The organism is Larkinella arboricola, from assembly GCF_003259745.1.
Lineage (GTDB): Bacteria > Bacteroidota > Bacteroidia > Cytophagales > Spirosomataceae > Larkinella > Larkinella arboricola.
Map to the genome: position 1 here is coordinate 306,117 of NZ_QLMC01000004.1, position 15,391 is coordinate 321,507.

Here is a 15,391-nt window from a genome sequence, read left to right on the forward strand (position 1 = left end):
CGTTACGGCAGCGCATAAGCCACCAGATAATCACCCAGTTTTGTCCCGACCTTTCCGTGTCCTCCGGCGGCAATGACTACATACTGTTTACCGTTAAGCTGGTATGTCATTGGCGTGGCCTGCCCTCCGGCGGGTAGCGGAATTTCCCACTGCAAACTGCCATCACCTGTTTTGAACGCCCGAAAATGCCCATCCAGCGAAGCCGCAATGAACACCAGTCCGCCCGCCGTGGTGATGGCTCCGCCCAGACTAATGGAACCCCATTTTTTTGCTTCCGGGTACTGAGCCGGATTATACATAAAACCCAGCGGCACTTCCCATTCCAGCGTACCTTTTTTCAGGTTTATGGCCGCCAGTGTTCCCCAGGGCGGAGCGGTTTGCATCGAGAGACCCTGTTCACTTTTTGTAAACAGATAGCTGCGTTTCAGTACATAGGGCGTTCCGGCCTGAAAGCCGGTTTCGGAGCGCAGCAATTCCTGATCGTCCTTGACAGCCACGGCCAGCCCCTCGCGGGGCAGCAGCCGGATGGTGGCGGCAATGCGGTTGACGTTGGTAATGAGCAAACCGGATTCGGGGTCGTAGCACATGCCGCTCCAGTTGATGCCTCCCACGTTACTCGGTGCGATAATCGAACCTTTCAGCGATGGCGGTGTGAAAATACCGTTATACTCCAGAGCCGAAATCCGTTTTTCGGCCACGGCTTTTTCGGCCAGTGTAGCGCCCCAGGCTTCCACCTTGTGCAGACCTAGGGCCGGAAGCGTGGCCGGAAAGGGTTGGGTCAGGTGGGCCTCTTCGCCCGGAACGTTCGACGCCGGAACGGGCCGCTCGTCAACGGGCAGCAGCGGAACGCCGGTTTCGCGGTGGAGTATAAAAACGTGGCCCATTTTGGTGCCGACGGCTACGGCGGGCGTGTCTTTACCGTCCCTGTTAAACGTGAATAGCAACGGTTGAGCAGCATTGTCATAATCCCACAAGTCGTGGTGAACGGTCTGGAAATGCCAGACGACTTTACCGGTAGACGCCCGGATGGCCACAATGGAACTGGCGTAAAGATTCTGGCCCAACCGTTCACCGCCGTAATAGTCCGGGCTGGGGGAGGTGGTGGGAACAAATACCAGATCGCGGTCCGCGTCCGCCGAGATCACCGACCAGGCGTTGGCCGCTCCGGTTTGCGTGGCATTGTCGCCTTTCCAGGTTTTAAAACCCGGATCTTTTCGGGAACGCGGAATCGGGTCCCAACTCCAGCGAAGCTGGCCGGTCAATGCGTCGTAGGCCCGGACAACGCCCCGTTCGTAATTGAACCGCTGGTTATCGCCCATCGACGAACCAACCACAATCGTGTTGCCAATAATGGCGGGTGGAGAAGTGACGCTGATGTTACCAACGCCCTGCCGCAAATCGACCGCACCGTTTTTGCCAAACGACGCAATGGGCTTGCCCGTGGCTGCGTCCAGCGCAATCAACCGACCGTCGAGCGTGGGGACTATCACCCGTTTGGGTGCACGGGCGTTGGCTTTGTCGGTAGCCGAGGGCCAGATGGAAACGCCCCGCGAGGTGACTTCGGATAAGTCCTGCCGGAGATACACGTCGGGGTCGTATTTCCATTTTTTGGTGCCGGTGGCCGCATCCAGCGCAAAAACCCGGGTGGAAGGGGTGGAGAAAACAAGCATCCCATCGACCATAACGGGTGTGGCTTCAAAAGCCGCTTTTTCGGAGGCATCGGTGCCTTTGTAATGCTCCAGTTCGCCCGTCCGGAAGGTCCAGGCAACGCGCAGTTGTTTGACGTTTTCGGTATTAATTTGTTTCAGGGGCGAATACCGCATACCGCCAGGATCGTTGCCGTAAGCGGGCCATTCCTGGTTTTGAGTGGATTGTGCAAAGCCGTTTAGCGCCAGGAAACCGGCGAAATAGGTAATCCAGAAAAGGGTACGTTTCATCATTCAGGGTAGCTAAATACGACAGTTTTATTTCAGGCCGAACAGAAGTCGGGTCAATTTGAAAGGGCGGATCAGGAACCAGTAAACCAGTACGCAGATCGCCAGTGTTGAAAGGCTGATCAGACCGAAACCGCCGTAAATACCGAACTGCCCCGACTTCAGCACGTAGTAACCGATGACGATAATAACGGTCTGGTGCAGGATGTAAAACGGGTAGACGGCTTCGGTCAGGTGAGGTAAGATGGGCCGGTTGACATTAAGATACCGGTACCCGTACGCAACTGAGGTCAGGACCGAAAACCAGGTCAGGCAGTTAACGTTGAGGTGGTACAGGATTTCCCACCGGGCCTGATCGTCCAGCTCCGGATGCCGACTCAGATACGCCCGCGATGCGTAGAGATAAATCGTGCAAAGCAGCGTTCCGAACAGAAAGATACGCCGTTGGTCGGACAAAATCTGGGCAAACTGGGGCCGACTGACCAGCACGTAGCCGAACCAGAATAGCAACAGGTTGAAGACGAAATAGGCCCAGTCGTTCACCAGCGCGTGGGTGTCGTCGGGAAAGAATGGTCTTAACAGAATTTGACTGAGCAGGATCAGGCCAACAAAGGTCATGGCTCCGCCCGGTTTGGCAACGAGTTTTTCAAGACGGTCGATCAGGCGCTGGCCGGCGGGCGATTTCAGGTAGCGAAAAACAGGAATGCTCAGCAGCGAGTAGAGAAAGAGGTACAGGATAAACCACAGGTGATGCCAGCTAAAAGCGCCACCCTTGCCGCCATCCTGATACGGCTCGAAGCCAAACACGTTGGGGTAAAAGTCGGCGTAGCCCCCGGAAAACCGTCCGCGGAATAGCCATTCAAAATAAATCTGGGGCGGCACAATGACGAACATACCAAAGAGCAACGGGATGAAAAGCCGTTTAAACCGTTCACTGGCGTATTCGCCAGTCGTGCGTCGGCGGAGGGCGTAGTACGTTCCGGCTCCCGAGATGAAGAAAAGCAGGGGCATTCGCCAGCGGTGCAGCCAGCGCATGACATCTTCGAACAATGGGCTGGTTTCTGAACTCTGGATGTGGAACCCCCAGCTGACGTAGATCATACCGGTATGATAAAAAAGCAGGATAAGGATAGCCAGCACGCGTAGCCAGTCGAGGTCGTAGCGACGGGTTGCGGTAAGTTTTTGGGCCGTTGGGACGCTGATGGATTGCATGGCGTTTTCGTTTGAATGGGACAAAGATGGCTGCCCAGTGCGCTAAAAAAGCCATTTCCCGATCATCACGAAGTTCACGCCGAACGGGACGAAGTCGCCATAGATCGAAATTGCGCTGGAGTCTGGCCCGTCAGGCGCTTGAAAGCCGTGTGAAAAGCCGAGGTGGAATTATACCCGACGCGCTCGGCAATTTCGTCGATCTTCAGGTTAACGGTGGCAGCATCCCGCAGAAGTTGCTGCGCTTCCCGCACGCGGTAAGTTGCCAGCAGGTCGAAGAAACTCTGCTCCAGCCGGTCGTTCAGCAGTTGCGACAGGTGGTGGGGCGAGGTGTTGAGCCGCTGGGCCAGTTTGGGCAGCGACAGGTCACTTTCGAGGTACGGTTTTTCGTCTTCAAAAAGCCGGTTCAATCGGTTCAGAAGGTTTTCTTCGATTTCTTCCGATAACGACGAGCGTTCGTATTTTTTTCTGGTATCGGCTGGAGGCTCGGTTTCCGGTGCCGGCGAGTCGGGAAGGAGGTCTTCCCGGAAAAAAACTGAACCGCGCATGACGAGAAAACTCGTTGCGTAGATGGTTGCCGCGATGTAGGTAGCCAGCAGGTAATCGCCCACATCCCGTTGAAACTGCGGTTTTACGAGAACGATCAGCAACGGAACCAGCGCAAACATCCAACTTAGAAACCGTAGTGACTGCAACTGATCTGACGACCGAAGTTCAGGACGTTGGCGGATGGCGTTCCGGATCGTGAGCAGCGAAAGCACGGCGTAAATCAGGCAACTGACCATTGTTATTTCACTGATATACGCCCGTAATTCTGTGAAATCCTCCTCCAGATATTCGTCCGCGTCGATGTACGGCAACTCGGGGTGCCACGCATGAACATACGAGTTGTATTTGAACTCAATAGGCTGATAGTGCCAGGTAAGCGAATTGACTACCCAAACGGCAAAAGGAAGCAGGTGCCAGCCCCATCGATGCGGCAGACGTTTCCTGATCCGGCTGAACGTGTAAAAATAGAACAGCGGACCGATGACGAAGTTGAGCGGTTCTGAAAAATCTCCCGTCCATAGGGCCTGAAACGTGTAGTTGGTGTAATTCAGGAAGATTTCGCCACTGACGGCCGCCAATGCCAGTGTCAGCCAGCCGTGGCAGCGGTTTGCTATATTCTGGCCGCGTTTGCTCGTCAGAAAGAAAACCCCCAGAAACAACCCCTGCACTACGCCCAGCAGGATAATGAGCGCATAAACATCAATCTGAACCGGGAGAATCTTCATACAACGACAGCAATCTGTCTGCAAGATACAAAAAAAGACCTGCAAGGTTTTTACGCCTTACAGGTCTCGTTCGGGTTCACGAGCGTTAGCCCTGTTCCGTTATTTTATATCCAGTCCGAAGGGCAGACGGGCCTGCGTGCCTTCCATTCGTTGCAGCATTTTGAGGTATTTTACATACGGAGCCAGATCGCCCAGTTTGGCCTGCAACTGCTCCTCTTCGTCGCCAGTGAAGGATTTGATCAATTCTTCTATGGCATTTTTCTTTTCGGGCGTATACCGTACCCGGTAATCACCTTCTTTGAGGTTGGCGGCTTTGGCGGCCAGTTGAACGGCTTTATCGAGTCCGCCCAACTCATCGACCAGCCCGTTGGCCTTGGCCTGAACACCCGACCAGACGCGCCCCGATGCCAGCGCCTTCAGGCTATCGATTGGAAGTTTACGGCCCTGGGCGGCTTTGCTCGTAAAAATTTCGTAACCCCGGTTTACGCTCTGCTGCAACACGTTTTTCTCGAAATCGCTCATTTCGCGGGTGAACGATGGGAAATCGGAGTGTGTGTTGGTTACCACCCGGTCGTAGGTGACGCCCAGTTTATCTTTGAAGAAACCTTCGGTGTTGAACACCATACCGAAGATCCCGATGGAACCGGTGATGGTGTTAGGCTCGGCCACAATTTTGCGGGCACCCATCGCCAGGTAATACCCACCCGAAGCCGCGTAATCCGACATGGAGGCAATGACGGGTTTGACTTTATTGGCCAGAACCACTTCGCGCCACATCACATCAGAGGCCAGTGCGCTGCCCCCCGGCGAGTTCACCCGGATGACGATGGCTTTCACTTTGTCGTCCAGCCGGGCCTTCCGGATTTGTTCGGCTACGCGGTCGGAAGCGATGTTATCGTCGTCTTTGCCGGAAACAATTTCACCATCGGCGATAATAACGGCTACCCGGTTTTTGGTGCTTCCTTCCTCGACGTATTTCTTGGCGTTTTCGTACTTGCTGAGCGTTATGAAGTCAATTTTTTTCTTTTCGTCAATCTTCAGTGATTTCCGAATATCGGCTTCCACCTCGTCGTAGTAGGCAACTTTCGTGACCAGCTTGGTCCGCAGAGCATCACCGGCGGTCTGGATGGTAAGATCGTCGGCCAGTTTCTTTAGTTGGGCAACCTGCAAACCGCGGCTCTGGGCCACGTTGGCCATAAAATGGCTATTGAGCGAATTCAGAAAAGAAGTAGTCTGGGCCTTATTGGCTTCACTCATGTTATCACGAATGAAGGGCTCCACGGCGCTTTTGAATTCACCAACCCGGAAAATAACCGGTTTGATGCCCAGTTTATCGAAGGTGCCTTTGAAAAACGTATACTCAGCATCCAGACCGTTCCATTCCAGCGCCCCGGCGGGGTTGAGGTAGATGTTGTCGGCCACCGACGCGATGTAATAGCCTTTTTCGGTCATTACCTCGCCGTAAGCCACCACAAATTTCTTTGATTTCTTGAAGTCAATCAGGGCATTCCGGATTTCTTCGAGCGACGCCCAGCCGGTTTGCGGGTACTCAGTCTGGAGGTAAACCCCTTTGATGCCCGGATCGAGTTTGGCGTTCGCCAGCGCCTGTTTCAGGTCAATCAGACCGATGGCATTGCCCGTTGAATTGAGGGCGCCAAAACCGCCAAACGGATTATCGACACCAACTTCCCGGATGGGGCTATTCAGGTTGATTTTCAGAACGGAGTTTTCCTTTACGGCTACCTCATCACTCGATGCCGCCGAAAAAACGGAGCCGATGGCCAGAAGCATCAGGAAAGCCACGAAAGAAAATAGCATTAAACCGACTATAGTTGCAAGAACGTATTTTAGGAATTGACGCATGTTTTAGTCAACGAAATAAATGAGACAACGGATTAGAGACAGGAGAGCGATTATTTTCAGACTTCTTTTATCTCAGGTCTTTAATCTAACAAGAAAGATACGTATTCACGTTACTACCTTAACAAAAATAAAAGGGAGACGGCTCCCCGTCTCCCATATTTGTGTTGAAAGTGTGTATTTAAGGAGGAATGGAACCAGGGGCGGAAGGGAGGAATGACGCTTAGGCTTTCCCGTGTCTCCTGTCTTTCTGCGTTCCGGCGGTTTCTCCTTATTTGCTTTGTTTTGCCATATTCCGCATCAGCAGCCAATAATCTTCTACCGAACGCCGGATTACGTCGTGGGCTTCTTCCTTGCCATACACGTTAATAATCTCGCAGGTCATCGGTTCGCCGGGCAAGTTCTTGTACGTCAGGAAGTAGTGTTTCAAGCGTTGCACCACGCTTTCCGGCAGCTGGCTTAAATCGTCGTATGCCTGATACATCCCGTCGCCTTTCAGAATGGCAATGATTTTGTCGTCGGCTTCGCCTTTGTCGAGCAGCCGGAAACCGCCAATCGGAATTGCCTGGAGAATGATGTTTCCGTGTGTAATGGCGTGTTCGCTCAGTACGCAGATGTCGATGGGGTCACCGTCGCCTTTCTCGATCTCGCGCCCCGACCGTTCGCGGGCCAGCGATGCCACCTGCTCGTCGCAGTAGGTCATCGGAATAAAACCGTAAAGTGCCGGAACAATGTTGGAATATTTCTGGGGCCGGTCGATTTTCAGGTAGCCGGTATCCTTGTCAACCTCGTATTTAACGGTATCAGTCGGTACAATTTCAATGAAAGCAGTTACCTGCTTGGGTGCCTGTTCACCAATGGGAATCCCGTGCCAGGGATGGGCTTTAAACTGGTTGTTCATACTTAATTCGGGTAAATCGCTAGGCGGTTGTATGGTTAACAATGGTTACTTAATTGTATGGTTAATAAATGGCTGGAATATAGAGCTAAAATGAATTAATGGTTTTGACGATAAGATTCTGAGATGTTTCCGAGAGGATTTGATAAGTTCAAAACCCGGCCTTTTCCGAAATCAAATAATCTCCGGTTTTATGGCTGGATTGTCTGACCATCATCTCGCCCAAAAATCCGGCCAAAAATAGCTGAACGCCCAGAATAATAGCGACTAAAGCCAGAAAAAACAGCGGATTATCTGTCACGTTCCGATACCGAAGCTGATTGGCGATGTTGTATAACTTCTCACCAATAAGATAAACGGTAATCAGCGATCCGATAAAAAACGACAGTGTTCCGAAGGTGCCGAAAAAGTGCATCGGTCGTCGGCTGAACTTCTGGACAAATGCAATGACCAGCAGATCCAGAAAGCCGTTGATAAACCGGTCGAGCCCGAATTTGGTGCTGCCGTACTTGCGGGCCTGGTGCTTCACCACCTTTTCGCCAATTCTGGTAAAGCCGTTCCATTTGGCCACGATGGGCAGATTTCGGTGCATTTCGCCGTACAGATTCATCGACTTGACCACCGGCTGGCGGTATGCTTTGATGCCCGAGTTGAAATCGTGCAACTGCACACCCGACACCCAGCGCGAGACGGCATTAAAAAACTTGGTCGGGATGGTTTTCGACAGCGGGTCATACCGCTTCTGTTTCCAGCCCGAAACCAGGTCGTAGCCGTCGACGGTTATCATGCGGTATAATTCCGGAATTTCATCGGGACTATCCTGTAAGTCGGCATCCAGCGTAATGACGACCTGCCCGCGGGCAGCCTGAAAGCCGGTTTGCAGCGCGGCCGTTTTGCCGTAATTGCGCATAAACCGAACCCCCCGGACGTGCGGGTTACGCTCAGAAAGTCGGCTGATTACCTCCCAGGACCGGTCGGTACTGCCGTCATCAATAAACAAAATTTCGTACGTATAGCCCTGTTCCGTCATCACGCGCACAATCCAGTCGTGCAATTCGAGTAATGACTCGTCTTCGTTGTAAAGCGGTATGACGACGGAAAGTTGAAGTTTATCAGTCATGTAAATAGCCTCCTATCGAGACAGGCTTTGCGGCCTGTAAAACGTTGGGCGCACAAAGGGTAACGCAAAGGTCGTAAGTTTTTAGAAAATCAGGTAAAAAGCTTGCAATAACTGACGGAATGATCCGGTGTACGTGCGCCCGTCGGGTTCAAAAATTGAAAGCTCCTCGGTTTGAAGAGCCGGAGTGCCCGTTAAAACGAAGCCCGTAATCGTTCGGAACACCGGTTTGCGGTCGTGATGCCGAATGGCCAGTTGCCGGAACGGGTGCAGCCCGGCGGTTTGAGCCAGCGTAACCAACCTCTCCATTTCAAACGGCGGCAGTAAAACCCAGAACTGTCCATCCGGTTTCAGCAAGCGCCGTACGCTGGTAATCAACGCATCAAACGGAAGTTCGTCGTTATGAAGCGCCCGGTTAACCGCCGAATTGGGTGAGCGCAGGTAATTGGTGTAAAAAGGCGGATTGGAAAGAATGCGGTCGTACGGTTCCGCCGAAAAGAGTTGAATCCGCGTGTGAACCACTTCAACTCGTTCGGCAAAGGGGCTGGCGATGGCATTTTCCGTGGCCTGTTCAAAAGCCGCCTTATCCACCTCCACCGCATCGATCCGGGCCGTTGGGTTGCGTTGGGCGGCCATCAGCGCCAGCAAACCCGTCCCGGTACCAATATCCAGCAACCGACCACCCACGCCCACATCGGCGTAGGCACCCAGAAGGCACGAGTCCGTACAAACCTTCATGGCCGTCCGGTCCTGCTGAATCGTAAATTGCTTGAAACGAAACACAATGAGTTGAGAATGATGAGTTAAAAATTAAGAGTTAATGTGTCAGCAAACTAACTCTTCACTCTTAATTCTTAACTCTTAATTACTTACGTCCGAAGTCGGCGGGGTTTTCGCCCCAGTATTCGGTTTCCCATTTCAGGATTTTATTAAAGTACGTGTTGGTTTGCAGCCAGGTTTCGGCCCGGTCGAGCATTTCGAACAGCGTGGCGTTGCGTGGCGTCTCCTCCAGTTTGGTATTGGCTTTCTTTTTTAACACCCAACTGATGGCGGTGCGGGAGTCGGAATAAATGGGCAGATCGCTGTTTCGCTGTTTGAGCCAGGCCAGCGCGTGAACAATGGCCAGAAATTCACCGATGTTGTTGGTCCCGTCGGCTAAGGGCCCCTGGTGGAATAGAAGCTGTTTCGTACTAGTATGCACCCCCTGATATTCCATGTCGCCGGTTGCCGTATTCCAGGCGGCATCAACGGAAATACTGTCCCGGATGGGTTGACCAGTAAATAACTTTTTTTCTTTTCCGGTGCTCCCCGCTGCCTTACCCTGAAGGTGAATATGCGGTTTTTCGCCGAGTGCTTTTTCGGCTACCGCACGGCTTTCAAATGATTTATACAGAGCACCCGGAAAATTCTGAATCTGCTCCTGACAAGCCTCCCAGCTATCGTAAACTCCTTTTTGGCGTCCTTTCCAGACAACGTAATATTTAGGCGATTTTGCCATTGTAATCCTTCGTCAATATCAGGCAAAGATACGAGGAGGAGCGTGGATGTTTGTGGAAATTTTCGCTGGCAAGACAAGTTCGGCAGCGAGCGCAGAACAAAATATCAGACAATAGGAGTTTTATATGTTACGGTAATTTTAAATTTGCTTGGAAGAAAGGAAGAAATTTCTGGACAATCGGCTAAACTAAAATTCTAATTGAATCGTATATTTGGTGGCATTCTATCCATAAACTATCTAACACTGTCTACCTGTAAATGAGTTTTTTACTTTACACACTATTGGGTTTAGTGGGTATATACGTTTTGGGCCTGCTAATCATTCTGTTAACAATACAGAAACGTTGCACGTGTACGCATTGTCGGACATCCATGCACCTGGAAAGGGCCAGCCGGCCGCTGTATGTACGTCGGCTTTATGCCTATCTACCCCTTAAATATTTCCGCTGCCGGCGCTGCCATCGGGCCTTTTTCCTGCATTTGAATACGCCTGATTCCGAGCCGGAAACAATGAAAAATTCGTCGCCCAAGCCAAAGAGTTCTTATACCTAAAAGAGGTCGATTGGGCAATAGCGTATACTCCACCTGTGGTTGAGCAGGTGATAATCTGGTTGTTATAACCTACAAGAAATACGGGTTACAGAATCGGATTATCGTCGAGCTGACCCCGGATCAGACGCAGTTTTCGGTTTAGGTCCCGAAGCTCACTCTGGTATTTTCGGTACGTAGTTGGGTCGCTCGTTTTTAAGGAATTATTGTGGCCGTAGTGTACTAAGAGGGCGTTCCGGCGGGCGCTCAGCCGCTGGTAGAGTTCACTGGTGAGGTTCATGGTTTTGTTGTTTTTAAAATAAAACAATGTAGGATCTGCCGCGCATCCTTTTTAACTATAACGGCCGTTTCGCCCAAAATTACTTACCATTCATCAAAAAAATTGTACGCCTATCACATCAAGCCAGTGCAATAGGTTAGAATGATGGCTTATTGTTTTGACACGTCTGGCCTGAAATGAGTATAAATCAAAAAGCCGTTCATTGCGTGAACGGCTTTTTAAGTGGTATTTATCAGGAAGTTAGAGCCGTTCGATGACCGCGCCAATGGCATTCAGGCGACCGTCGATGTTCTGATACCCCCGGTCAATCTGCTCGATGTTATCGATGATGCTATCTCCTTTCGCCGAAAGAGCCGCAATCAGCAGGGCGACACCGGCGCGAATGTCGGGCGACGACATGCGAATGCCCTTCAGTTGCTGCTGGCGGTTCAGGCCAATGACCGTGGCCCGGTGCGGATCGCAGAGAATCATTTGCGCACCCATTTCAATCAGCTTATCAACAAAGAACAACCGGCTTTCAAACATCTTCTGGTGCACCAGCAGCGTACCTTGTGCCTGAATGGCCGTTACCAGCACAATGCTCAGCAAGTCGGGGGTGAAGCCGGGCCAGGGAGCGTCGGAAACCGTCATCATGCCACCATCCAGAAAACTTTCGATCTGGTAGTGTTCCTGAGCCGGTACATAAATATCGTCTCCGCGGAATTCCATCCTGATACCCAGCCGCTTGAATACGTCTGGAATTATGCCCAACTGCGGAATCTGGCAATTTTTAATCGTGATTTCCGACTGCGTCATGGCCGCCAGACCAATAAACGACCCGATCTCGATCATGTCGGGTAGCATGGTATGCTCGGTTCCGCCCAGCTTTTCAACGCCTTCAATCGTGAGCAGGTTTGATGCAATACCACTGATTTTAGCGCCCATGCGGTTCAGCATCGAGCATAGCTGTTGCAGATACGGCTCGCAGGCGGCATTGTAAATGGTCGTTTTACCTTCGGCCATTACGGCGGCCATCACCACGTTTGCCGTGCCCGTCACCGAAGCTTCATCCAGGAGCATATACGTACCTTGCAGATGGCTGGCATCGACGTTGTACATACCGCTTTCGTCCGAATCGAAGTTGAATTTTGCACCGAGCTTTTCAAAGCCCAGAAAGTGCGTATCCAACCGACGACGGCCAATTTTGTCGCCACCCGGCCGCGGAATCCGTCCGGTTTTGAAGCGTGCCAGCATCGGTCCCAGCAACATCACCGACCCGCGCAGGGCCGATGCTTTTTCACGGTAGGCGGCCGTGTCCAGTATGGAAATATCAACCTGATCGGCCTGGAAACGGCACGATGAGTCGGACAGACGCTCGACTTTAACGCCCAGGTCCCCCAGTAATTCGATCAGTTTGTTGACGTCGCGGATGTTGGGAATATTATGAATAGTGACCGGCTCGGCGGTTAACAAAACCGCACAAAGAATCTGAAGGGCTTCGTTTTTAGCACCTTGTGGATTAATCTCGCCCTTTAAATGTTGATCACCGGCAATGCGGAATGATGCCATACGTGGAGTTAATAATTAAGAGTCAGGAGAGAAGAGGTAAGAACGTTTCAGCCAGCTAAATGTGTCCAGCCAACTTTTCACCGCCGGGCGGCCCCGTCTTACTACTTCACTCGTTACTCTGTTAACGTCTTTTGTTGCGATTGTTAGGGTTATTGCCCCGGAAGCGGTCGTTGCGGTGACCGTCGTTGCGATTGTCGCGGTTGTTGTTACCATCGCGGTGGCCACGCCCCTGATTCTGGTAGTAATTGTTATTCTGGCGATTGCCGGACGTTTCGTTCCGGCTGTACGATTGGCCCGGACCCTCGTTCCGACTGAATGACGGTCCGCTGGGATTACGCCGGGGTGGCTGATCGCCCGTCCGTTCGCGCGGAGTGGCATCGACAAAACCGTTGGTCCGAATGGACTGGATGTCGGCGTGGAGCTTGCCGTTCGCCATTTCGTCCAGATTGGTCAGGATGGTTTCGTCTTCAACGGCTTCTTTATTCCAGGTCGAGTAAAACGTTTTCATCAGCCGGGCCAGATACGACACAAAGGCCAGCCGTTCTTCCGGGTCTTCCAGGGAAATGGCTTTGGCAATCAGTAAGTTGATGTTCTGGCCGTAATGTTTATAGCGCAAACCGTGGGTATTATACGGAACGGGTTGCGGTTTTTTGCCCAGCACCTCAGCGGTCGGGGGCGGGTATGGGCTGTCTACATCCAGGGTGAAGCCCGACATGATGTAGAGATCATCCCACAATTTGTTATAGTAGTCCTGATTATCCCGCATGTTGGGATGGATTTGCCGCATCAGTTCCACCAGGATATGCGCGTAGCGGGTGCGCTTCTCGCGGTCTTCAATAGTCTGTAGATATTCGACTAATTTTTGGATATTGCTGCCGTACTCTTTCAATCGCTTGGGGCATCTTTAAAGTGTGTTGAGACAAAAGTAAGAAAAAGTCTTGTACAATATTAATCCTTTGTAGGCCGGAACAGGGAACGGAACGTTGCTGTTGGAAAAGTATGAAGCAGTGGTACCAGATTTATAAGCCGGAACTGGCCGATACCGTCCGGCTGAGTATTCCAATTGTGATTGCGCAACTGGGCGTGGTGTTGATGGGCGTAACCGATAATTTATTCGTAGGACGGCTTCTGGGGGCCATTCCGCTGGCCGGGGCGGGTCTGTCGGTATCGCTGACTTTTCTGGTTTCGAGCATCGGTGTCGGCGGTTTATCGGTCATTGCGGCACTGGTCTCGCAGGCAAACGGGCGTGGCGATACTGCCGAAATAAATCGATTATTTCGGGCCGGTTTGCGGGTTGCCCTTCTGCTGGGGCTGGTTCTGGGACTCATCGGAACCGCATTCGCCTATCACTTCGAAGTTTTTGGGCAAACCCCTCAGGTGACGGAAATTGGCCGGAATTTTATGCTGATTCTCAGCCTGTCAAACATTCCGCTCTTTCTGTTCATTGCCGCCCGGCAGTTGTGCGACGGGCTGGCCCAGCCGCGGGTGGCGATGTCGATCACCCTGTCGGCGCTGGTGCTGAATGCGGTATTCAACTACGTACTCATTAAGGGCGTTGGGCCGTTTCCCGCATGGGGCGTTTATGGTTCGGCGGTAGCAACCTTGCTGTCGCGGGTTTTTATGGCGGTTGCCATTATTCTGTACATTCGGCGGGCCGACCTGTTTCAGCGGTATTTTCAGCCCGCGTTTGGGGCGTTTCGGGTGGGCGATTACGTCCGGAAAATCCTGCGGCTGGGCTTGCCGGGTGGCTTTACCTACTTCTTTGAAGCGGCCACATTTTCGCTGGCGGCTATGATGGCGGGCTGGCTGGGGGCTGATCAACTGGCGGCCCACCAGATTGCCATCAACATGGCCTCCACGACTTACATGATGGCCACCGGTATTTCGTCTGCGGGAGCCATTCGGGTGGGGAGTGCCCTGGGCCGGTCCAGTCAGACGGCGGTGCGCCGGGCGGGCGTGGCGGCTTTGTGGCTGGTTACGGGTTTTATGGGCTTTACCGCCCTGATTTTTCTGACGGCCAACGACTGGCTGGTCAGTTTGTACATTCGGGATAATGCCGACGTGGCTGCGGTGGCGGCTTCGCTGGTCATCATGGGCGGGTTTTTCCAGCTATCCGACGGCGTGCAGGTTGTTGGGGTCGGTATTTTACGAGGTATATCCGACGTGAATGTGCCCACCATCATCACCTTATTTGCCTACTGGATTGTTGGATTGCCGCTTAGCTATGTGCTGGGCTTCTGGCTGAATCTGAACGCAGCCGGTATCTGGGTGGGACTACTGGCGGGCCTGACGATGGCGGCTGTCCTGCTGCCGCTCCGGTTTTTCCGACTCATTCGCCGGATGAAAGTTGAAACCACGGAGAAGCCTCTTTACAACTAAAATGATGGCGAAATGAAAGCCCTCTTATCCACCACCGTCCCGCCAACCGAACGGCTTTTAAATGCCCTGGCGTTGCTGCTGATTATGAGTCAGTTGGTGCTGGTTTTTGGGTATTACTCCAATCTGCCCGAACGCATTCCGGTTCATTTCGGGCTGGACGGCAGACCAGATCGGTGGGGTGGACGCGCAAACCTGCTTGTGGTTCCAGGGCTTTCAGTATTCTTTTTGATGTTATTCTGGGGAATGCGCCAGATCCCGGCGGAGTATTATAATCAGTCGGCTCCGCTGACGCCCGAAAACCGGGGCCGTCTGGTTCGCAACACGCATGAGATGCTGGCAATGTTGCTGTTCGTTGTCATGGTCTTTATGACATGGACATTCTGGAACTGGCTACAGGCGGCCTCGGCTTCTGAACCGGTCGTGGAGAAGGGGCTTCCCATTGCTTTTTTACTACTGGCTATCGCTGGCATCACCATCTTCTACGTCCGACGGGCTTGACGGTTTTTCGGCTAGGTGGCGTCCTTTGTACTCCGGATCAGACTGATGCCGGAGAAAAAGAAAATACCGCCCAGGAACAGGTACACCCACGACGCCCGGGCCACCCCCCCGCTGGTGAGGTCCATGCCCCCGTAAATCAGACCGATCAATCCGACCAGCGTCAGGATAATTCCAAAGATGCTTTTTACGCTCATTTCTGTGACTTGAAAAGGTTGACACCTTAGTAAACTATTTTCCGCCAAAAATGGCTGTCAACCGGTGCAGTATCTTTCTGCAAGGCCCGTCTTTTGTTTTTTTTCGGTAAATTAGACCCTAATTTTGCCGACTTCCAGACCGGCTTTAACCTAG

At 52.4% G+C, this 15,391-nt stretch carries 14 protein-coding genes; 2 read left to right on the top strand and 12 right to left on the bottom strand.

The window, feature by feature from the left end:
- Positions 1-2: 2 nt before the first annotated feature.
- From LX87_RS16975 to LX87_RS17025, 11 genes are all read right to left on the bottom strand, one after another.
- A complete protein-coding gene (locus tag LX87_RS16975; RefSeq protein ID WP_111629462.1) occupies positions 3-1,940 on the bottom strand; it encodes a pyrroloquinoline quinone-dependent dehydrogenase in 1,938 nt (645 codons plus the stop codon).
- A gap of 24 nt (positions 1,941-1,964) precedes the next feature.
- On the bottom strand, positions 1,965-3,146 hold the full coding sequence (locus tag LX87_RS16980) for an acyltransferase family protein (protein ID WP_111629463.1): 1,182 nt from the start codon (positions 3,144-3,146) through the stop codon (positions 1,965-1,967).
- Positions 3,147-3,220: 74 nt separating this feature from the next.
- Complete coding sequence (locus tag LX87_RS16985) at positions 3,221-4,417, bottom strand: helix-turn-helix domain-containing protein (RefSeq protein WP_111629464.1); 1,197 nt, start codon at positions 4,415-4,417, stop codon at positions 3,221-3,223.
- A gap of 99 nt (positions 4,418-4,516) precedes the next feature.
- Complete coding sequence (sppA, locus tag LX87_RS16990) at positions 4,517-6,280, bottom strand: signal peptide peptidase SppA (protein WP_111629465.1); 1,764 nt, start codon at positions 6,278-6,280, stop codon at positions 4,517-4,519.
- A gap of 268 nt (positions 6,281-6,548) precedes the next feature.
- The gene (locus tag LX87_RS16995; protein WP_111629466.1) at positions 6,549-7,178 is read right to left on the bottom strand and encodes an inorganic pyrophosphatase; all 630 of its coding nucleotides are present in this window, start codon (positions 7,176-7,178) and stop codon (positions 6,549-6,551) included.
- 148 nt (positions 7,179-7,326) lie between these two features.
- Positions 7,327-8,295 (bottom strand): glycosyltransferase family 2 protein, encoded by a 969-nt coding sequence (locus LX87_RS17000; RefSeq protein WP_111629467.1) that lies wholly within the window; start codon positions 8,293-8,295, stop codon positions 7,327-7,329.
- 81 nt (positions 8,296-8,376) lie between these two features.
- On the bottom strand, positions 8,377-9,075 hold the full coding sequence (locus tag LX87_RS17005; protein WP_111629468.1) for a tRNA1(Val) (adenine(37)-N6)-methyltransferase: 699 nt from the start codon (positions 9,073-9,075) through the stop codon (positions 8,377-8,379).
- 82 nt (positions 9,076-9,157) lie between these two features.
- Positions 9,158-9,790: a ribonuclease H1 domain-containing protein gene (locus tag LX87_RS17010; RefSeq protein WP_111629469.1), complete on the bottom strand. Its 633-nt coding sequence runs from the start codon at positions 9,788-9,790 to the stop codon at positions 9,158-9,160.
- A 636-nt stretch (positions 9,791-10,426) separates the two neighbouring features.
- On the bottom strand, positions 10,427-10,618 hold the full coding sequence (locus tag LX87_RS17015) for a hypothetical protein (protein ID WP_146624497.1): 192 nt from the start codon (positions 10,616-10,618) through the stop codon (positions 10,427-10,429).
- Between the two features lie 240 nt (positions 10,619-10,858).
- Positions 10,859-12,166, bottom strand: a complete 1,308-nt coding sequence (gene murA / locus LX87_RS17020; RefSeq protein WP_111629471.1) for a UDP-N-acetylglucosamine 1-carboxyvinyltransferase — start codon at positions 12,164-12,166, stop codon at positions 10,859-10,861.
- Positions 12,167-12,287: 121 nt separating this feature from the next.
- A complete protein-coding gene (locus tag LX87_RS17025; RefSeq protein ID WP_111629472.1) occupies positions 12,288-13,055 on the bottom strand; it encodes a DUF4290 domain-containing protein in 768 nt (255 codons plus the stop codon).
- A gap of 110 nt (positions 13,056-13,165) precedes the next feature.
- Between LX87_RS17025 and LX87_RS17030 the strand changes: the two genes are divergently transcribed.
- Together LX87_RS17030 and LX87_RS17035 are read left to right on the top strand one after the other, a co-directional pair.
- A complete protein-coding gene (locus LX87_RS17030) occupies positions 13,166-14,545 on the top strand; it encodes an MATE family efflux transporter (protein WP_111629473.1) in 1,380 nt (459 codons plus the stop codon).
- A gap of 12 nt (positions 14,546-14,557) precedes the next feature.
- Positions 14,558-15,043: a DUF1648 domain-containing protein gene (locus LX87_RS17035; protein ID WP_111629474.1), complete on the top strand. Its 486-nt coding sequence runs from the start codon at positions 14,558-14,560 to the stop codon at positions 15,041-15,043.
- Positions 15,044-15,054: 11 nt separating this feature from the next.
- Here the strand turns inward: LX87_RS17035 and LX87_RS17040 are convergent, their stop codons facing one another.
- Positions 15,055-15,237, bottom strand: coding sequence for a hypothetical protein (locus tag LX87_RS17040; RefSeq protein ID WP_111629475.1), 183 nt, complete (start codon positions 15,235-15,237; stop codon positions 15,055-15,057).
- Positions 15,238-15,391: the final 154 nt, after the last annotated feature.